The following is a 19,312-nucleotide window of genomic DNA, read 5'->3' as shown; positions in this document are numbered from 1 at the left end:
CCGGCGGCGCGGGGCCGGAATCAGCCGGGCAGGCTACTCGCGCGCGGTGGCCGTGCTGCTCATGTCCGGGTAGCGGTCGCCCGCCACCCGGCCCGCGAGGGGCTCCAGCGACTGGAGTTCCTGCTCGGTCAGGTGCAGCCGGGTCGCTCCGACGTTCTCCAGCAGGCGGCTGCGCTTGCGCGTGCCCGGGATCGGCACGACGGACAGGCCGTGCACCTCGGCCCGCTGCTGCACCCAGGCCAGGGCGACCTGCGCGGCCGTCGCGCCGTGCGCGGCCGCGATCTTGTGCACCGGCTCCAGCAGGGCCGCGTTGGCCTTCGCGTTCTCGCCGGTGAAGCGGGGCTGGTGCCTGCGGAAGTCGCCCTCGCCCAGCTCCTTGCCCGCGTCCGCGAACGCCCCGGTCAGGAATCCCCGGCCGAGCGGGGAGTACGGCACGAGGGTCAACCCGAGCTCGGCGGCCGCCGGGACGGCGCTCCGCTCGACGTCCCGGCTGAAGAGCGACCACTCGGACTGCAGGGCGGCGATCGGGTGCACCGCGTGCGCCTCGCGCAGTTCCGCCCCGGTCACCTCGCTCAGACCCAGCTGCCTGACCTTGCCCTCCCGCACCAGTTCCGCCATCGCGCCGACCGATTCGGCGAACGGGACGAGCGGGTCGCGGCGGTGCATGTAGTACAGGTCGATGGCATCGGTGCCCAGCCGGCGCAGGCTCGCCTCGACGGCCCGGCGGATGTACGCGGGATCGTTGCGCACCCCGCGGTAGTGGGGGTCGTCGGTCCGCTCTATCGCGAACTTCGTGGCCAGCGTGATCTCGTCCCGGTGCGCGGAGACGAAGGGCGCGAGGAACGTCTCGTTGGCACCGCGGCCGTAGACGTCCGCGGTGTCGAACAGGGTGACGCCCGCTTCCAGGGCGGCTTCCAGGGTGTCCCGGGCCGCCGCATCGTCGGTGTCCCCGTAGAACTCGCTGATCCCCATGCAGCCGAGACCCTGCACCCCGACCTGCGGGCCTCCGGAACCGAGCTCCGCGGTCGCGATCCTTCCGGTGTCACTCATGTCGTTCAGACCCCTTCCGACGCCGTGCGGGCGCCACCATAAAAGTCGATCTTGAAGTCGAGCACGGCGAGGGTGCCCTGGAGTTCCGCGATGCGCGCCCGCACGTCGCGCCGGGTCGACTCCAGCAGCTCCTGCCGCTCGGTGAAGGTGTGGTCGCCCTCGCGGACCAGTTCCGCGTACCTGACCATGTCGGCGACCGGCATTCCGGTCAGCCTGAGCTTGCCCACGAAGGCCAGCCAGTCCAGGTCGCGGTTGGTGAAGCGCCGCTGGCCCGTGTGCGAGCGGTCGACGTGCGACAGCAGCCCGATCCGCTCGTACCAGCGCAGCGTGTGAGCGGTGAGCCCGCTGAGGGCGACGACCTCGCTGATGGTGTAGCGGTCCCGGCCCTCGGGGCGCGGATGCGCCTCGGGGGCGGAAGCGCAGGTGTCCGTCCGTGCGGAAGTGCTCTCCATCACCGTCATGCCCCCACGCTAGAACCTTGGAGTGCACTCCAGGCAAGCGCGGTCGGGTGGCGTCCTGCGTTTAGGCTCATACGCATGCAGAGCCTCGCGATGATCGAGAACTGGCCCGTACCCACCGCGGCCGCCGCCGTCGTCACCGCGGACGGCACCACGGTGGGCGCCCACGGCCCCACCGCGCACCGCTTCCCGCTGGCCTCGGTCAGCAAGCCGCTCGCGGCGTACGCGGCGCTGGTGGCCTACGAGGAGGGCGCCGTCGAGCTGGACGAGCCGGCCGGGCCCGAGGGCTCCACGGTGCGCCACCTCCTCGCACACACCAGCGGCCTCGCCTTCGACGAGCACCGGGTCACGGCGGCGCCCGGCACGCGACGCCTCTACTCCAACGCGGGCTTCGAGGTGCTGGGCGACCACATCGCGAAAGCGACCGACATCCCGTTCCCGGAGTACGTGCGCCAGGCGGTGCTCGAGCCGCTGGGCATGACGGCGACGGCGCTGGAGGGCTCGCCCGCCAAGGACGGCGTCTCGACCGTGGACGACCTGGCGCGCTTCGCCGCGGAGGTGCAGGCCCCGCGGCTCCTCGACCCGCGCACGGTGCTCGCGGCGCAGAGCGTCGTCCACCCCGGCCTCAAGGGCGTGCTCCCCGGTTACGGACACCGGAACCCCAACGACTGGGGGCTGGGCTTCGAGATCCGCGACTCCAAGGCCCCGCACTGGACCGGGTCCTCGTCCTCCCCCGCCACCTTCGGGCACTTCGGCCAGTCCGGCACCTTCCTGTGGATCGACCCGGCGGCCGGCGCGGCCTGCGTCGCGCTGACGGACCGGGCCTTCGGGCCGTGGGCCGCGGAGGTCTGGCCGGAGTTCACCGACGCGGTGCTGGCGGAACTCGCCTCCCGCTGAGGGGGCGGTGCCGCCCTCACACCTCGGCGAGCTCCCAGACCAGGGTCTCGGCCCGCTCCAGCGCTTCCAGTTCCAGGCCGTTCGACCCGGTGATCCGCGCCGAGTCGCCGGGGCCCAGTTCCTCACCCCCGAGGAGCACCCGCCCCCGTACGACATGGACGTAGACGCCCACCGCGTCGGGCACGGCGGTGCGTTCACCCTCGCACTGGCGGCGGACGTGGAGCATCGCACCCGCCTCGGGTAGGGCGTACGGAGTGGAGTCGGCTATCCCGGCCACATGGGTGTACGCGGGTTCCCCGCCGGGCTCCAGAGGTGCCAGCCACATCTGAATGAACGTCAGCGGAAGTGCGCCGTCGTTGCGTTCGACGTGACGCACCCCGCCGGCCGAACTGAGGTGCTGGACGTCACCGGGGCGTACGACGGTGGCGTGCGCGGCCGAGTCCCGGTGGGTGAGTTCGCCCTCCACCACCCAGGTGACGATCTCGGTGTGGCTGTGCGGATGCTCGTCGAAGCCGGCACCCGGGGCGAGACGCTCCTCGTTGCATGCCAGGATCGGCCCGAAGCGCAGGTTGTCCGGGTCGTAGAACCGCCCGAAGGAGAAAGCGTGCAGCGTCTCGATGCCCGCGGAGTCACCCGTGGCCGGGTCCCCGCCGCGGAAGCGGTCGCCGGAGCGGCGTACGTCCATCACGTCCCCACGGTATCCCCGGTGAGCGGTCGGCCGCCCCGCCCCTCCGGGTTCGTGGCCCGATAAGGCAGTCTTGTGTGCGTGCCCCGACCCGATCCTGAGCAGCCCGCCGCGAACGACGCCCATCTCCACGCCGCGACCCTGAAACGCCTGGAGCAGTCCTCCGGCAGGCTGGCCGCCAACGCCATCGCCCGCATGGACGAGGCGCTGCCGTGGTACCGGGCGATGCCCCCCGAGAACCGGTCCTGGATCGGCCTGGTCGCCCAGGCCGGCATCGCCGCGTTCACGGAGTGGTTCCGTCACCCGGAGACACCGCAGGCGATCTCCACCGACGTGTTCGGCACCGCGCCACGCGAGCTGACCAGGGCCATCACCCTGCGGCAGACCGTGGAGATGGTGCGTACGACGATCGAGGTCATGGAGGCCGCGATCGACGAGGTCGCGGCACCCGGCGACGAGTCGGTGCTCCGTGAGGCCCTGCTCGTCTACGCGCGCGAGATCGCCTTCGCCACCGCCCAGGTGTACGCGCAGGCCGCCGAGGCCCGCGGCGCGTGGGACGCCCGTCTCGAGTCGCTCGTCGTGAACGCGGTGCTGTCGGGCGAGGCGGACGAGGGTGCCGTGTCCCGGGCGGCCGCGCTCGGCTGGAACTCCCCCGAGCATGTCTGCGTCGTGCTCGGCACCGCCCCCGAGGGCGACAGCGAACTCACCGTGGAGGCCATCCGGCGGGCCGCGCGGCACGCGAAGCTCCAGGTCCTCACCGGCGTGCTCGGTCACCGCCTGGTCGTGATCGCCGGTGGCAGCGACAACCCCCTGAACGTGGCGAAATCGCTGATCGGCCCATATGCCGCCGGTCCCGTCGTCGCCGGGCCCGTGGTGCCCGACCTGCTCGCGGCCACCCGGTCCGCGCAGGCGGCCGCAGCCGGCCTCAAAGCTTGTTCGGCGTGGCAGGACGCGCCGCGCCCCGTGTTGTCGGACGATCTCCTTCCGGAGCGCGCGATGGCGGGTGACCCTGCCGCACGCGATCAACTGGTGGAGGAGATCTACAGACCGCTCGAAGAAGCGGGCTCGGCACTTCTGGAGACGTTGAGTGTGTATCTCGAGCAGGCGAGCAGCCTGGAGGGCGCTGCCCGGATGCTGTTCGTGCACCCCAATACCGTGCGCTACCGGCTGCGACGTGTGACCGACGTCACCGGATGGTCACCCTCGGACGTGCGTTCCGCGTTCACGCTGCGGATCGCCCTCATCCTGGGACGCTTGGCCGACGGCGACTCCCAGCTCTAGACTTTTGTCGAACTTCAACAATTCCCCTGACGGTTCTTCGTCCCTGTCCCCACGGGCGTCCGGGGCCGTCCACAAGAGAGAGTGTGAGGGTGCTCGTACTCGTCGCTCCCGGCCAAGGCGCTCAGACGCCCGGCTTCCTGACTCCCTGGCTCGAACTCCCCGGTGCCGCAGACCGCATCGCGGGCTGGTCCGAGGCCATCGGGCTCGACCTCGCCCACTACGGCACGAAGGCGGACGCGGACGAGATCCGCGACACGGCGGTGGCCCAGCCGCTGCTCGTCGCCGCCGGTCTCCTCTCGGCCGCCGCCCTGGACGCCTCCCCCGATCTCGTCGCGGGCCACAGCGTCGGTGAGATCACCGCCGCCGCCCTCGCCGGCGTCCTCGAGGACGAGGCGGCGCTCCGTTTCGTCCGCACGCGGGGGCTCGGCATGGCCGAGGCCGCCGCGATCACCGAGACGGGCATGGCCGCGCTCCTCGGCGGCGACCCCGAGGTGACGGTCCCGCACCTGGAGAAGCTGGGGCTCACCCCGGCCAACGTCAACGGCGCCGGCCAGATCGTCGCCGCGGGCACCGCGGCACAGATCGCCGCCCTGCTCGATGACATGCCCGAAGGCGTGCGCCGGGTGGTCCCCCTCAAGGTGGCGGGCGCCTTCCACACGCGCCACATGGCTCCGGCCGTGGACAGGCTGCGTGACGCCGCCGCCTCCCTGAAGGTCACCGACCCGAAGGTGACGTACGTGTCGAACGCCGACGGGAAGACGGTCGCCACCGGCGACGAGGTCATCTCGCGGCTCGTCGGCCAGGTCGCCAACCCGGTCCGCTGGGACCTGTGCATGGAGACCTTCAAGGCCCTCGGTGTCACAGCCGTCGTCGAGGCCGCGCCCGGTGGCACGCTGGTCGGGCTCGCCAAGCGCGCACTGCCCGGCGTGAAGACCCTCGCGCTCAAGACCCCCGACGACCTCGACGCCGCCCGCGCGCTCATCTCCGAGCACGCGGGTGCCTAAGGAGCCCGCGAGCATGTCGAAGATCAAGCCCAGCAAGGGCGCCCCGTACGCACGGATCATGGGTGTCGGCGGCTACCGCCCGACCCGTGTCGTGCCCAACGAGGTGATCCTCGAGACGATCGACTCGTCCGACGAGTGGATCCGCTCCCGCTCCGGCATCGCCACCCGGCACTGGGCCTCCGACGAGGAGACCGTGTCGATGATGTCCGTGGAGGCCTCGGGCAAGGCGATCGCGGACGCCGGGATCACTCCCGAGCAGATCGGCGGAGTCATCGTCTCCACCGTCTCGCACTTCAAGCAGACCCCTGCCGTCGCGACCGACATCGCGCACCGGATCGGCGCGGGCAAGCCCGCCGCCTTCGACATCTCGGCCGGCTGCGCGGGCTTCGGCTACGGCCTCACCCTCGCCAAGGGCATGATCGTCGAGGGCTCGGCCGAATACGTACTCGTCATCGGTGTCGAGCGGCTCAGCGACCTCACCGACCTGGAGGACCGCGCGACGGCCTTCCTCTTCGGCGACGGCGCGGGCGCGGTCGTGGTCGGCCCGTCACAGGACCCGGCCATCGGCCCCACGGTCTGGGGGTCCGAGGGCGACAAGTCCGAGACGATCAAGCAGACCGTGGCGTGGAACGACTTCCACATCGGCGACGTCTCGAACCTGCCGCTCAACGAGCGGGGCGAGGTCAAGTTCCCGGCCATCACGCAGGAGGGCCAGGCGGTCTTCCGCTGGGCCGTCTTCGAGATGGCCAAGGTCGCCCAGCAGGCGCTGGAAGCGGCCGGGATCTCGCCGGAAGACCTGGATGTCTTCATCCCGCACCAGGCCAACATGCGGATCATCGACTCGATGGTGAAGACACTCAAGCTGCCGGAGCACGTCACGGTCGCCCGTGACGTGGAAACCACCGGCAACACGTCGGCCGCCTCGATTCCGCTCGCTATGGAGCGGCTTCTGGCGACCGGCCAGGCAAAGAGCGGCGACACGGCGCTCATCATCGGCTTCGGGGCGGGTCTCGTCTACGCCGCGACGGTCGTTACCCTCCCCTAGGCACACCGGACCTTTCGGTCCGCACGCCCGAACCCTGCAGAAACACATCGAAGGAGCGCCAACATGGCCGCCACTCAGGAAGAGATCGTCACCGGTCTCGCCGAGATCGTCAACGAGATCGCCGGTATCCCGGTCGAGGACGTCCAGCTGGACAAGTCCTTCACCGACGACCTGGACGTCGACTCGCTGTCCATGGTCGAGGTCGTCGTCGCCGCCGAAGAGCGCTTCGACGTCAAGATCCCCGACGAGGACGTCAAGAACCTCAAGACGGTCGGCGACGCCGCCGAGTACATCCTGAAGCACCAGGGCTGATCCCAGCCCGTTCCGTGTGTCGCCACCCGGCGGTGGCGCCGCTGATTCACGACCCTCTACACGTGGAGAAGATTTTCCAGTGAGCCCGACCAATCGCACCGTGGTCGTCACCGGTATCGGCGCAACCACTCCGCTGGGTGGCGACTCCGCATCGACCTGGGAAGGTCTGATGGCCGGCCGCTCCGGCGTCAAGCCTCTCGAGGGCGAACGTTTCGCCGAACTGCCTGTCCGGATCGCCGCCCTCGCGGCCGTCGACCCGAGCGAGGTTCTGCCCCGCCCGCTCGCCCGCAAGCTGGACCGCTCGGCGCAGTTCGCGCTGATCGCGGCCCGCGAGGCGTGGGCGGACGCCGGCTTCACCGGCAAGGCCGGTGAGGACGAGAAGATCCAGCCCGAGCGTCTGGGCTCGGTCATCGCCTCCGGCATCGGCGGCGTGATCACCCTGCTCGACCAGTACGACGTGCTGAAGGAGAAGGGCGTACGCCGCGTCTCCCCGCACACCGTGCCCATGCTCATGCCGAACGGCCCGGCGGCAAACGTCGGCCTGGAGGTCAATGCCCAGGCGGGCGTCCACACGCCGGTCTCGGCCTGCGCGTCGGGTGCCGAGGCCATCGGGTACGCCGTCGAGATGATCCGCACCGGCCGCGCCGACGTGGTCGTCGCCGGCGGCACCGAGGCGGCGATCCATCCGCTGCCGATCGCCGCGTTCGCCAACATGATGGCGATGTCCAAGAGCAACGACGAGCCGGAGAAGGCCTCCCGCCCGTACGACACCGGCCGGGACGGATTCGTCCTCGGCGAGGGTGCCGGCGTCGTGATCCTGGAGTCCGCGGAGCACGCCGCCGCGCGGGGTGCCCGGGTCTACTGCGAAGTGCTGGGCCAGGGCCTGTCGGCCGACGCCCACCACATCGCGCAGCCCGAGCCCAGCGGGCGCGGGATCGCCGCCGCGATGCGCAACCTGCTGGACTCCACGGACCTGAAGCCGTCCGAGGTGGTCCACCTGAACGCGCACGCCACGTCCACGCCGCAGGGCGACATCGCCGAGATCAAGGCGCTGCGCCAGGTGCTGGGCGAGGACCTGGACCATGTCGCGATCTCCGCCACGAAGTCGATGACGGGTCACCTGCTGGGTGGCGCGGGCGGTATCGAGACCGTGGCGACCGTGCTGGCGCTGCGGAACCGGATGGCGCCGCCCACGATCAACGTCGACGACCTCGACGCGGACGTCGACGCCGACATCGTGCGTGGTGAGCCGCGCGCGCTGCCGGAGGGTTCGATCGCCGCGATCAACAACTCGTTCGGTTTCGGCGGCCACAACGTGGTGCTCGCGTTCCGCTCCGTCTGACCGCGCGATCCGTGTAAGGCCTGCTCCCCAGGAACCGCCAAGCTCCCGGGGAGCGGGCCTTTCGCGCACCACGGACACTGCCGGGGGTGTACGAGGATGGACTCCGTGTCCGGGCGAAGGCCGGAGGGCGTCCGCCGGCGCGGGGCCGAGCACGCGCGCGACCGGCGGGACGGGCGACGGGCGGAGCCACGCAGGCCGGGTCAGACGACCTGGTGCAGCCAGCGGACCGGGGCGCCCTCACCCGCGTGCCGGAAGGACTCCAGTTCGTCGTCCCAGGGCTTGCCCAGGAGCTTGGCCACCTCGGCCTCCAGGTCCGTCTCGCCGCTCACCGAGCGTGCCAGGGCGGCCCGCAGCCGGTCCTCGGGGACCAGGATGTCGCCGTGCATGCCGGTCACGGCGTGGAAGATGCCGAGGCCGGGCGTGGAGCTGTAGCGCTCGCCCTCGGCCGTCGGGCAGGGCTCGGCCGTCACCTCGAAGCGCAGCATGTCCCAGCCGCGCAGGGCGGAGGCCAGCTCCGAGGCGGTACCCGCGCGGCCCTTCCAGGAGAATTCGGACCGCCATGTGCCGGGCGACGCCGGCTGTCTGATCCAGTCGAGCTGGACCCGCACACCGAGCACACCCGCTACCGCCCATTCGACATGCGGGCACAGCGCGCGCGGTGCGGAGTGAACGTACAGGACTCCACGTGTCGTCACCGGGACCTCCAGTGTGGGACGAGGTTCGCCTTCCCCAGCGGCCTCGCGCCCGTACCGCCTCTTCCCGGCCGGCTCCCGAGGTTGTCTTCAGTAAACAGCATCGGGAGTGAATCTCCTGAAAAGGGACAGTATGTGACGTGAGATAACTTACCGGACCCCGCCGATTCATACGCGGGCCGGTCGGGCGCCACTGGTTCGACGGGGAAAAGCTACCGTGCGCCGGGGCCGGGCGTGTGACGTACCGTCGGTCCCGGGCCCATGATTCCCACAGCATTCACCCGCGAGGGCGCGCGGGCCCGCCACCTGGGGCTGTCCGGTTGTGCCAGGGGCACAATCACCCGTGTGACCGGAGGGAAGACTCTGATGCCCGAGCGTTCGTCCCGCCGTCGTGTCCGCGGCGGCGGTGCCACTCTGACGGCGGTCGCGGTCGTCGCGGGCGTCGCGCTCACGGGATGCTCGTCCTCCGGTCAGGGCGGCGGCGCACCGGGCGCTGCGGGGCCGCGCAGCCCGTCGCCCTCGCCGGCGTGGGACGCGAGCCCCGCATCCGTCGCGGCCGTCGGGGACTCCATCACCCGGGGCTTCGACGCCTGCTCGGTGCTGGCCGACTGCCCCGAGGTGTCCTGGGCGACGGGGACCGACGCCGGGGTACGGAGCCTCGCCGTACGCCTGCTGGGGACGTCGAAGGCGCCGACGCACAGCTGGAACCACGCGGTGTCCGGCGCACGGATGGCGCAGCTGCCGGAGCAGATGGCGCTGGCCGCGAAGGAGGACCCCGCACTCGTCACCGTGATGATCGGCGCGAACGACGCATGCCGTGACTCGGTGCGGCTGATGACGCCCGTGGCGGATTTCCGGGCGTCGTTCGAGGCCTCGGTGCGGCAGCTTCGCTCCGCCGCACCGAAGGCGCAGCTGTACGTCTCCAGCGTCCCGGACCTCAAGCGGCTCTGGTCGACCGGGCGCGCGAACCCGCTCGGCAAGCAGATCTGGAAGCTGGGGATCTGCCGGTCGATGCTGGGCGACGCGGACGACATGGGCGCGGCCGCCGTCGCGCGGCGCGACGCGGTGCGGGAGCGGGTCGTCGCGTACAACGAGGTGCTGCGGGACGTCTGCGCCGGGGACGAGCTGTGCCGTGACGACGGCGGCGCGGTCTTCGACTACCGCTTCACCGGGAAGCAGCTCAGCGAGTGGGACTGGTTCCATCCGGGCCGCAACGGCCAGGCCAGGCTGGCGGAGATCGCTTACCGCAAGGTCACCGCGTCCGGGCCGCCCGCGTAAAGTCCTTGATCGTGACGACGGGTACAGCGGTACGCAGCGAAGACTTCTCCGCCCTCGCGGACGGCACGCCGGTCCGGCGCTGGACGCTGGAGCGCGGGAGCACGCGGGTGCGTGTGCTGACGTACGGCGCCGTGGTGCAGTCGGTGGAGGTGCCCGGCAGGGACGGCGGCCGGGCGGAGGTTGCCCTGGGGATGCCGGACGTCAAGGGCTACGAGACGCACACGGGACCCTACTTCGGTGCCGTGGTCGGCCGGTACGCGAACCGGATCGCGGGCGGCTCCTTCGTCCTGGACGGGCGGACGCACCGGATCTCGCGCAACGAGGGCCGCAACACCCTGCACGGCGGCGGGCGCGGCTTCGACAAGCGCGTCTGGGGCGCCGAGGAGGTGCCGGACGGTGTGCGGCTCTCGCTCGTCGCGGAGGACGGCGAGGAGGGCTTCCCGGGGCGGCTCGCGGTCACCGTGACGTACACCCTGGACGCGGACGGCGCCCTGCGGATCGGCTACCGGGCGACGACGGACGCGCCGACCGTGCTGAACCTGACGAACCACACCTACTGGAACCTGGCCGGTGCGGACAGCGGCAGCGCCCTGGGACACCAACTGCGGCTGGCGGCCGGGCTGATCACGCCGGTGGACGCGGAGTCCGTCCCCACGGGGGAGTTCGCGCCGGTGGACGGCACGCGCTTCGACTTCCGTGAGCCGAAGCCGGTGGGCCCGCACTACGACACGAACTACGTGCTGGAGGAGACCGGCGGGGAGCCGGTCGCCGAGCTGTACGACCCCGCGTCCGGTCGTCTGCTGACGGTCCGCACGACGGAGCCGGGACTCCAGCTGTACACCGCGGACCACCTCGGCGGTGACCCGTTCGGGCCGTGCGCCGGGATCGCCCTGGAGACGCAGCACTTCCCGGACTCCCCGAACCGCCCGGAGTTTCCGGGCACCGTGCTGCGCCCGGGCGAGGAGTTCGTCTCGACGACGGTGTACGGCTTCTCGGTGCGCTGACGCCGGGGCCTCAGCCCTTGCGCAGCGAGTGCGGGGCCGGCGCGGGCTGGGGCTCGGGGAGGGAGGGCGGAGCGGTGAGGTCACGGGCCAGCAGCGTCGCCCCGGCGACGGCTCCGGGCATCAGGAACACGGCGACGAGCGGGACCACGAAGGCGAGGGCGAGCGGGACGCCGAAGCCGAGTGCCATCATCCTGCGGCCGCGCAGCAGCACGAGCCGGTCCTTCAGGACCATGCCGCGGCGCTGGAGGGCGACGGCGGTGAGCTCCTCGGCCAGGAAGTAGCCGGTGACGCAGAAGCCGAGCACGGGGATCACGGTCTGCCCGATGACGGGGACGAACCCGAGGGCGAAGAGCAGCACCCCGTAGAACGCGACGCGCAGCAGGACGCGGACGGAGTCGCGGGCGGAGATCCAGAGCTCGCGCCAGAGGGGCAGGCCCGACTCGGGCACGTCGCCGCCCTCGCTGCGGTCGACCTCCTCGGAGAGCGACTCGTAGAACGGCTGACCCACCAGGAGGGTCACGGCGGTGAACGTGACGACCGCGAGGAACAGTCCGAGGACGAAGACCAGGACGACCAGGGTGTTGCGCAGGAGACCCTGCCAGGGTGAGGACCAGTCGTCGGCGAACGGGGTGACCCAGCCGGCGAAGTCGTCGGCTCCGTAACCGAGTCCGACGAGGGCGCCCGCGTAGACGACGAGGGTGATCAACGCGGGCAGGAGACCGAAGCCGAACCACCGGCCGTGCCCGAAAGCCCAGCGCTGCCCCTTTATCAAGTAGCCGAAACCCGCCCCGAGATCGCTCATGGCGTCAGCGTACTTGCGCGAACCATTGACACCGCCCCTGGCCCGTCATTACGGTCACGCCAGCATTTCGAACGTGTGACGAAATACCGAACACCCAGGAGAGGCAACACCCGTGCGCATCACCGGAATCAGCACGCATGTCGTCGGCACGCCGTGGCGGAACCTCACCTACGTCCAGGTCCACACCGACGAGGGCCTCACCGGTGTCGGCGAGACCCGGATGCTGGGCCGCACCGACGCACTGCTCGGCTATCTGCGGGAGGCCACGGCCAATCACATCGCCGGGTCCGACCCGTTCGCGGTCGAGGACCTCGTCAAGCGGATGAAGTACGGCGACTACGGGCGGGCCGGGGAGATCGTGATGTCCGGCATCGCGGTCGTCGAGATGGCCTGCTGGGACATCAAGGGCAAGGCGCTGGGCGTCCCGGTGTGGCAGCTGCTCGGCGGGAAGGTCACCGACCGGGTCAAGGCGTACGCCAACGGCTGGTACACCACGGAGCGCACCCCGGAGGCCTACCACAAGGCCGCGCAGGGCGTCGTGGAGCGTGGCTACCGGGCGCTGAAGATCGATCCCTTCGGCACGGGCCACTTCGAGCTCGGCCAGGAGGAGACGCGGTACGCGGTGTCCCTCATCGAGGCCGTGCGGGACGCCATCGGGCCGGACACCGAGCTGATGCTGGAGATGCACGGGCGGTTCAGCCCGTCGACGGCGGTGCGGATCGCCCGCGAGATGGCACCGTTCAACCCGGCGTGGCTGGAGGAGCCTGTGCCGCCGGAGAACCTCAAGGCGCTCGCCAAGGTCGCGGAGAAGGTCGACCTGCCGATCGCGACCGGTGAACGCATCCACGACCGGATCGAGTTCCGCGAGCTGTTCGAGTCCCAGGCGGCCGACATCATCCAGCCGGACGTCGGTCACATCGGCGGCATCCTGGAGACCCGCAAGCTCGCGGCGACCGCGGAGACCCACTACACCCTGATCGCACCCCACAACGTGGGCGGTTCGGTACTGACCGCGGCCAGCCTCCAGGTCGCCGGATGCACCCCCAACTTCAAGATCCTCGAGCACTTCAACGACTTCGCGGACGCCGACATCAAGAAGGTCGTCAAGGGCGCTCCCGCCGTCGATCCCGCCACCGGCTGCTTCGAGCTCTCCGACGCCCCCGGGCTCGGCGTCGAGCTGGACGTGGACGCGGCGGCGGAGTTCCCGCAGCAGCAGGCGCGGTTCGACCTGTGGGCGGACGGCTGGGAGAAGAGGCAGCCCAAGTGAGCCGCGTATCCCGCTCGTTGGTCGTGGAGCGGCCCGGCAGCCACCGGCTGTCCGAGGGGCCAGTCCCGCAGCCGGGCCCCGGTGAGGTCCGGGTGCGGGTCGCGGCGGCCGGGATCTGCATGAGCGACCGCGAGCTGTACGACGGCCACCGCGACCCGGCCTACGTGCGCTACCCCGTGGTGCCGGGCCACGAGTGGTCCGGGACGGTCGAGGCCGTGGGCGAGGGCGTCGATCCCGCGCTGGAAGGACGGCGCACGGTCGCCGAGGGCTTCCGGGCCTGCGGGCACTGCGAGCGGTGCAGATACGGCGAGACCTCCCTGTGCACGACGGGCTACGACGAGACGGGGTTCACCCGGCCCGGCGCGTTCGCCGACCACGTGGTCGTCCCCGCCCGGCTGCTCCACCCGCTGGCCGACGACGCGGACCTGCGGGCCGCCGCCCTGCTGGAGCCGGCCGCGGTGATCGCGGCAGCGGTGCGGGCCGGTGCCCCGGAGCCGGGTGAGCGGATCGCCGTGCTGGGCGCGGGCACACTCGGGCTGCTCGCGGTCCAGTTGCTGGCCGCGGTGTCGCCCGCCGAGCTCACGGTGATCGACCCGAGGGAGCAACGCGCTTCCCGGGCCATGGACTTCGGGGCGGGCCAGGCCCTCGGCCCCAAGGAAGCGGAGGAGGTCCGGGGACGCTACGACCTGGTCGTGGAGACGGCCGGGGCGCCGTCCACCGCCGCGGACGCGTGCCTGCTGGCGCGGCGCGGGGGGCGGGTGGTGCTGACCGGGATGTTCACCCCGGGAGCCAGGGGGATCGACCCGGTGCACCTGTCGCTGAGTCAGCTGACCGTGCGCAGTGTGTTCGGGGCGCCGTCGGCGGCCTGGTCGCACGCGGTGCGGGCGTTCACGGCCGGGCTGCTCGATCCGGCGCCGCTGATCACGCACGAGTTCCCGCTCGAACGGTTCGCCGAAGCGGTGGCGCTGGTGGGCAGTGGGGCTCCGGACACCGGGAAGGTGCTGCTGCGGCCCTGACCGGGCCCTCCTTGATCCGTGCGCCGGTACGGCGTCCTGACCGCTTCCGTACCGGCGCACACCCCGAGACCCGAATGTCGTCCGAAATACCGAACATGAAGGACCTGTCGTGAACGACGCGCTTGCCCCCACCCCCGGCACGGCCGGCCCCCGCCGCCCCGGCGACGCCGTGCTCCCCGCGCTGGGCCTCGGCCCGGCGCCCCTGTCCCCGGCCGACGCCTCACCGCACGCCTTCCCCGACGGAGGGGGCTGGCGCACGGAGGTGCCGTCCGTGGAGGGCCCGGAGGCCCTCGGCGTCGTACTCAAGGAGTCCGCAAGGCTCGACGTGCCCGTGCACCGCATCAGCCAGGGCAGTGGCATCTGGATGCTGACCGACACGGAGATCACCGACATGGTGGAGGGCTGCGCCGAACGGGACATCGAGCTCTGCCTGTTCACGGGACCGCGGGGCACCTGGGACACCGGCGCCTCGGTGCGCACGGACTCCGGTGGCGCGGGCCTGCGGGCACGCGGCCACGACGCCCTGGCCGGCTGCGTCGAGGACGCCCTGCGCGCGACCGGGCTGGGGGTGAAGTGCCTGCTCGTGGCCGACGAGGGGGTGCTCTGGACCCTGCACCGGCTCCGCGAGCAGGGGGCACTGCCCGCGGACACCACCTTCAAGGTGTCGGCGCTGATCGGGCCGGTGAACCCGGCCTCGTACGCCGTGTTCGAGGGACTGGGCGCCGACTCGGTCAACGTGCCGTCCGACCTGACCCTCGCTCAGTTCACCGAGATCCGCCGGGTTTCGGCGGCGCCGATGGACGTCTACATCGAGGCCCCGGACGACCTCGGGGGCTATGTACGGATGTACGAGGTCGCCGAACTGATCCGGCGAGGCGCGCCGCTGTACCTGAAGTTCGGCCTCTCCAGGGCGCCCGGGATCTACCCCTACGGCCAGCACCTGCGGGAGCTGGCACTTGCCACCGCCAAGGAGCGGGTGCGGCGCGGCCGGCTCGCCCTGGACCTGCTCGCGCGGCACGGGGCGGACGGGGGCATGGCCGCCCTCGGCACCCGTCTGCCGGGCTCGCTCAACCGCTTCGAGATCTCGTCATAACGTTCCGGAAACAGCCTCCCCAAAAGACGACACAGCCGCGCACAATCCCACACACCCCTTCTCGGCAGATCCGCTCCCAGCCATCCGGGACCTCCGGACCGGGCACTGACCCACACCAAGGATGATGACTATGCGCAACCGCAGAGCCGCACTTGCCGCCATCGCCTCCGCCGCCTCCCTCGCCCTCACCCTGACCGCCTGCGGCCAGAACAGCGAGGGCGGCAGCGACGAGAACAAGGGAGGCAGTGACGGCGCCACCATCGGCATCGCGATGCCGACCAAGTCCTCCGAGCGCTGGATCGCCGACGGCGCCAACGTCGTGAAGGAGCTGAAGGGCAAGGGGTACAAGACCAAGCTCGCCTACGGCGAGGACGACCCGGACCAGCAGGTCTCGCAGATCGAGAACATGATCACGCAGGGTGTGGACGCCCTGATCGTGGCCGCGATCGACAACAAGTCCCTCGCCAACGTGCTGCAGCAGGCCAAGGACGCCGACATCCCGGTGATCTCCTACGACCGGCTGATCCTCGGCTCTCCGAACGTCGACTACTACGCCTCGTTCGACAACGAGAAGGTCGGCGAGCTGCAGGGCACGTACATCGTGGACAAGCTCGGCCTGGGGAGCGGCAAGAAGGGCCCCTTCAGCATCGAGCTGTTCGCCGGTTCCAACGACGACAACAACACCAAGTACTTCTTCCAGGGCGCGATGAACGTCCTCAAGCCTTACGTGGACAAGGGCGAACTGGTCGTCAGGTCCAAGCAGACCGCCCTCAACCAGGTCACCACCCTGCGCTGGGACGGCGGCACCGCGCAGAAGCGCATGGACGACCTGCTGACGTCCAGCTACCGCAGCGCCAGGGTCGACGCCGTGCTCTCGCCGTACGACGGCATCTCCATCGGCATCCTCTCGGCCCTGAAGTCGGACGGCTACGGCACCAAGGCCAAGCCGATGCCGGTCGTCACGGGTCAGGACGCCGAGGTCGCCTCGGTGAAGTCGATCATCACGGGTGAGCAGACCCAGACCGTCTACAAGGACCTGCGCCAGCTCGCCAAGGTCGCCTCGAACATGGTCGACGCGGTCCTGAACGACAAGAAGCCCGAGGTCAACGACACCAAGTCCTACGACAACGGCGACAAGGTCGTCCCCGCCTTCCTGCTGCAGCCGGTCAGCGTCGACAAGGCCAACTACAAGGAAGTCCTGGTCGACGGCGGCTACTACACCGAGAACGACCTCAAGTAACCGGGCCCCCTCAAGGATTGGAAGGCAAGACCATGGCGGGACCCGTCCTGGAAATGCGCTCGATCGTCAAAACATTCCCCGGCGTCAAAGCGCTTTCGGACGTCACACTGACCGTCCGGCAGGGCGAGGTCCACGCCATCTGCGGGGAGAACGGCGCCGGCAAGTCGACCTTGATGAAGGTCCTCTCGGGCGTCCATCCGCACGGCAGCTACGAGGGGGACATCCTCTTCGAGGGCACGACCAGCCGGTTCAAGGACATCCGGGCGAGCGAGCAGCACGGCATCGTGATCATCCACCAGGAACTGGCACTGGTGCCGTACCTCTCCATCGCCGAGAACATCTTCCTCGGCAACGAGCACGCCAGGCGCGGGCTCATCAACTGGAACGACACCCTCAGGCACGCGGGTGAACTGCTGCGCCGGGTCGGTCTCGACGAGCACCCGGAGACCCGCGTCGCCGACATCGGCGTGGGCAAGCAGCAGCTGGTGGAGATAGCCAAGGCGCTGTCCAAGAAGGTGAAGCTGCTCATCCTCGACGAGCCGACGGCGGCGCTCAACGACGAGGACAGCGGCAAGCTCCTCGACCTGATCCTGCAACTCAAGGAACAGGGCATGACCTCGATCATCATCTCGCACAAGCTGAACGAGATCCGCCGGGTCGCCGACTCGGTCACGATCATCCGCGACGGGCGCTCCATCGAGACGCTCGACGTGGCGGCGGCGGAGACGACCGAGGACCGGATCATCAGCGGGATGGTCGGCCGCGACCTCGAGCACCGGTTCCCGGAGCGCACCCCGCACCATCCGGAGGAGGGGTCCGCCCCCGCCCTGGAGATCCGCAACTGGACCGTGCACCACCCCATCGACCAGCAGCGCAAGGTCGTCGACGACGTCTCGATCGAGGTGCGGCGCGGTGAGATCGTCGGGATCGCCGGGCTCATGGGCGCCGGCCGCACCGAGCTGGCGATGAGCGTCTTCGGCCGCTCCTACGGCCGGTACGCGGGCGGCACGGTCCTCCGGGACGGCACCGAGATCCGTACGAAGTCCGTCCCCGAGGCGGTGAAGCACGGCATCGCGTACGCCACGGAGGACCGCAAGCACTACGGCCTCAACCTCATCGACACCATCAACCGGAACATCTCGCTGACCGCCCTCGGCAAGGTCGCCAGGCGGGGTGTGGTCGACGAGCACGGGGAGCGGCAGGTCGCCGAGGACTTCCGCAGGTCCATGAACATCAAGGCCCCCACCGTCTTCGAACCGGTGGGCAAGCTGTCCGGCGGCAACCAGCAGAAGGTCGTCCTCAGCAAGTGGATCTTCGCGGGTCCCGAGGTGCTCATCCTGGACGAGCCCACGCGCGGCATCGACGTGGGCGCCAAGTACGAGATCTACACGGTCATCGACCAACTGGCCGCCCAGGGCAAGGCGGTCGTCTTCATTTCCTCCGAGCTGCCGGAGCTGCTCGGCATGTGCGACCGCATCTACACGATGGCCGCGGGCCGGCTGACGGGCGAGTTCTCTCGGGCCGAGGCCTCGCAGGAAGCGCTGATGCGTCAGATGACGAAGGACAACGAGGTAACCCGATGAGTACGGACCTGACCGACAGGACCCCGGCCCCCGCGCCGGCCGGCAAGGGCGGACCGGCATCAGGCGACGGCCTGATGCAACTGGTGCTCGGCGGCATGCGCCGCAACATGCGCCAGTACGGCATGCTGATGGCCCTGGGCCTGATCGTGGTGCTGTTCGCGGTGTGGTCGGGCGGCGACCTGCTGCTGCCACGCAACGTGTCCAACCTGGTGCTGCAGAACAGCTACATCCTGATCCTCGCGATCGGCATGATGCTCGTCATCATCGCGGGTCACATCGACCTCTCGGTCGGCTCGCTGACCGCGTTCATCGGCGCGATGGCCGCCGTACTGATGGTCGAGCACGATCTCCCCTGGCCGCTCGCGGTGGTGCTGTGCCTGGCCATCGGCGCCGTCGCGGGCGCGGCGCAGGGCTTCTTCATCGCCTATCTCGGCATACCGTCGTTCATCGTGACCCTGGCGGGCATGCTGCTGTTCCGCGGCCTCACCGAGATCTTCCTGAAGGGCCAGACCCTGGGCCCCTTCCCGAAGGACCTGCAGGAGATAGCCAACGGCTTCCTCCCCGAGGTCGGCCCCACCACCAACTACCACAACCTCACCCTGCTGCTGGGCTTCGCCCTGATCGCCTTCGTGGTGTTCCAGGAGGTCCGCGCCCGCAAGCGGCAGCAGGAGTTCGCCCTCGACGTGCCGCCCGCCAAGCTGTTCCTGCTCAAGCTGGTCGCGCTGGTCGCGGCCGTCCTCGTGGTCACCCTGCTGCTCGCCAGCTACAAGGGCGCCCCGGTCGTGCTGCTCATCCTCGGTGTGCTCGTCGTCGGGTTCGGCTACCTGATGCGCAACGCGATCATCGGCCGCCACGTCTACGCCATCGGCGGCAACCTGCCCGCGGCCAAGCTGTCGGGCGTGAAGGACAGGAAGGTCACCTTCCTGGTCTTCCTGAACATGGGCATGCTCGCGGCCCTGGCGGGTCTGGTCTTCGCCGCCCGCTTCAACGCCGCCTCGCCCAAGGCAGGCCTCAACTTCGAACTGGAGGCCATCGCCGCCTCGTTCATCGGCGGCGCGTCGATGAGCGGCGGTGTCGGCACGGTGCTCGGCGCGATCATCGGTGGTCTCGTCCTGGGCGTGCTGAACAACGGTATGAACCTCGTCGGCATCGGCACCGACTACCAGCAGGTCATCAAGGGTCTCGTCCTGCTGGCCGCGGTCGGCTTCGACGTCTGGAACAAGCGCAAGGTCGGCTCGTAACACTTCGCCTTCGAGAAGGAGT

The 19,312-nt window shown here is 70.4% G+C and carries 19 protein-coding genes; 14 read left to right on the top strand and 5 right to left on the bottom strand.

Going from position 1 to position 19,312, the window contains the following annotated elements:
• Positions 1–33 precede the first annotated feature (33 nt).
• Both OG206_RS22775 and OG206_RS22770 read right to left on the bottom strand, forming a co-directional pair.
• Positions 34–1,050, bottom strand: coding sequence for an aldo/keto reductase (locus OG206_RS22775; RefSeq protein WP_327118986.1), 1,017 nt, complete (start codon positions 1,048–1,050; stop codon positions 34–36).
• Positions 1,051–1,055: 5 nt separating this feature from the next.
• Entirely contained in the window at positions 1,056–1,511 is a 456-nt protein-coding gene (locus OG206_RS22770) for a MerR family transcriptional regulator (RefSeq protein ID WP_327118984.1), read from the bottom strand.
• A 75-nt stretch (positions 1,512–1,586) separates the two neighbouring features.
• Between OG206_RS22770 and OG206_RS22765 the strand changes: the two genes are divergently transcribed.
• Positions 1,587–2,405 (top strand): serine hydrolase domain-containing protein, encoded by an 819-nt coding sequence (locus tag OG206_RS22765; RefSeq protein WP_327118982.1) that lies wholly within the window; start codon positions 1,587–1,589, stop codon positions 2,403–2,405.
• Between the two features lie 16 nt (positions 2,406–2,421).
• On the opposite strand, the gene OG206_RS22760 is transcribed toward OG206_RS22765, so the two are convergent.
• The gene (locus OG206_RS22760) at positions 2,422–3,093 is read right to left on the bottom strand and encodes a pirin family protein (RefSeq protein WP_327118980.1); all 672 of its coding nucleotides are present in this window, start codon (positions 3,091–3,093) and stop codon (positions 2,422–2,424) included.
• A gap of 78 nt (positions 3,094–3,171) precedes the next feature.
• On the opposite strand from OG206_RS22760, the gene OG206_RS22755 reads away from it, so the two are divergent.
• The 5 genes from OG206_RS22755 to fabF all read left to right on the top strand — a co-directional run bounded on the left by OG206_RS22755 (position 3,172) and on the right by fabF (position 8,074).
• Complete coding sequence (locus tag OG206_RS22755; protein WP_327118978.1) at positions 3,172–4,371, top strand: PucR family transcriptional regulator; 1,200 nt, start codon at positions 3,172–3,174, stop codon at positions 4,369–4,371.
• A gap of 89 nt (positions 4,372–4,460) precedes the next feature.
• Positions 4,461–5,375: an ACP S-malonyltransferase gene (locus OG206_RS22750; RefSeq protein WP_327118976.1), complete on the top strand. Its 915-nt coding sequence runs from the start codon at positions 4,461–4,463 to the stop codon at positions 5,373–5,375.
• Positions 5,376–5,388: 13 nt separating this feature from the next.
• Positions 5,389–6,420 (top strand): ketoacyl-ACP synthase III, encoded by a 1,032-nt coding sequence (locus OG206_RS22745; RefSeq protein ID WP_147963269.1) that lies wholly within the window; start codon positions 5,389–5,391, stop codon positions 6,418–6,420.
• A 63-nt stretch (positions 6,421–6,483) separates the two neighbouring features.
• Positions 6,484–6,732: an acyl carrier protein gene (locus tag OG206_RS22740; protein ID WP_028439857.1), complete on the top strand. Its 249-nt coding sequence runs from the start codon at positions 6,484–6,486 to the stop codon at positions 6,730–6,732.
• Between the two features lie 79 nt (positions 6,733–6,811).
• Positions 6,812–8,074 carry a beta-ketoacyl-ACP synthase II gene (gene fabF, locus OG206_RS22735; RefSeq protein ID WP_327118966.1) on the top strand — a complete coding sequence of 421 codons (1,263 nt, stop codon included), beginning with the start codon at positions 6,812–6,814 and terminating at the stop codon, positions 8,072–8,074.
• 200 nt (positions 8,075–8,274) lie between these two features.
• On the opposite strand, the gene OG206_RS22730 is transcribed toward fabF, so the two are convergent.
• Entirely contained in the window at positions 8,275–8,769 is a 495-nt protein-coding gene (locus OG206_RS22730) for a DUF3145 domain-containing protein (RefSeq protein ID WP_327118964.1), read from the bottom strand.
• Between the two features lie 363 nt (positions 8,770–9,132).
• On the opposite strand from OG206_RS22730, the gene OG206_RS22725 reads away from it, so the two are divergent.
• Both OG206_RS22725 and OG206_RS22720 read left to right on the top strand, forming a co-directional pair.
• Positions 9,133–10,044, top strand: coding sequence for an SGNH/GDSL hydrolase family protein (locus tag OG206_RS22725; protein WP_327122365.1), 912 nt, complete (start codon positions 9,133–9,135; stop codon positions 10,042–10,044).
• Positions 10,045–10,049: 5 nt separating this feature from the next.
• Complete coding sequence (locus OG206_RS22720) at positions 10,050–11,048, top strand: aldose epimerase family protein (RefSeq protein WP_327118962.1); 999 nt, start codon at positions 10,050–10,052, stop codon at positions 11,046–11,048.
• 10 nt (positions 11,049–11,058) lie between these two features.
• Here the strand turns inward: OG206_RS22720 and OG206_RS22715 are convergent, their stop codons facing one another.
• Complete coding sequence (locus OG206_RS22715) at positions 11,059–11,850, bottom strand: EI24 domain-containing protein (RefSeq protein WP_327118960.1); 792 nt, start codon at positions 11,848–11,850, stop codon at positions 11,059–11,061.
• Between the two features lie 112 nt (positions 11,851–11,962).
• Here OG206_RS22715 and OG206_RS22710 point away from each other — a divergent pair, with 112 nt between their 5' ends.
• The 6 genes from OG206_RS22710 (at position 11,963) to mmsB (ending at position 19,290) form a co-directional block, all read left to right on the top strand.
• On the top strand, positions 11,963–13,117 hold the full coding sequence (locus tag OG206_RS22710; RefSeq protein WP_327118958.1) for a mandelate racemase/muconate lactonizing enzyme family protein: 1,155 nt from the start codon (positions 11,963–11,965) through the stop codon (positions 13,115–13,117).
• Complete coding sequence (locus OG206_RS22705; RefSeq protein ID WP_327118956.1) at positions 13,114–14,133, top strand: zinc-dependent alcohol dehydrogenase; 1,020 nt, start codon at positions 13,114–13,116, stop codon at positions 14,131–14,133. Before OG206_RS22710 ends, OG206_RS22705 begins: the two co-directional genes overlap by 4 nt.
• 109 nt (positions 14,134–14,242) lie before the next feature.
• Positions 14,243–15,226 (top strand): hypothetical protein, encoded by a 984-nt coding sequence (locus OG206_RS22700; RefSeq protein ID WP_327118954.1) that lies wholly within the window; start codon positions 14,243–14,245, stop codon positions 15,224–15,226.
• Positions 15,227–15,356: 130 nt separating this feature from the next.
• Entirely contained in the window at positions 15,357–16,466 is a 1,110-nt protein-coding gene (chvE, locus tag OG206_RS22695; protein WP_327118952.1) for a multiple monosaccharide ABC transporter substrate-binding protein, read from the top strand.
• 32 nt (positions 16,467–16,498) lie between these two features.
• A complete protein-coding gene (gene mmsA, locus OG206_RS22690; RefSeq protein WP_327118950.1) occupies positions 16,499–18,049 on the top strand; it encodes a multiple monosaccharide ABC transporter ATP-binding protein in 1,551 nt (516 codons plus the stop codon).
• Positions 18,046–19,290 carry a multiple monosaccharide ABC transporter permease gene (mmsB, locus tag OG206_RS22685; RefSeq protein WP_327118948.1) on the top strand — a complete coding sequence of 415 codons (1,245 nt, stop codon included), beginning with the start codon at positions 18,046–18,048 and terminating at the stop codon, positions 19,288–19,290. The genes mmsA and mmsB overlap by 4 nt, the downstream gene beginning before the upstream one ends.
• The last annotated feature ends 22 nt before the right edge of the window (positions 19,291–19,312 follow it).

Source organism: Streptomyces sp. NBC_01341 (assembly GCF_035946055.1).
GTDB lineage: Bacteria > Actinomycetota > Actinomycetes > Streptomycetales > Streptomycetaceae > Streptomyces.
This window is presented reverse-complemented; position numbering and strand designations above follow the sequence as displayed.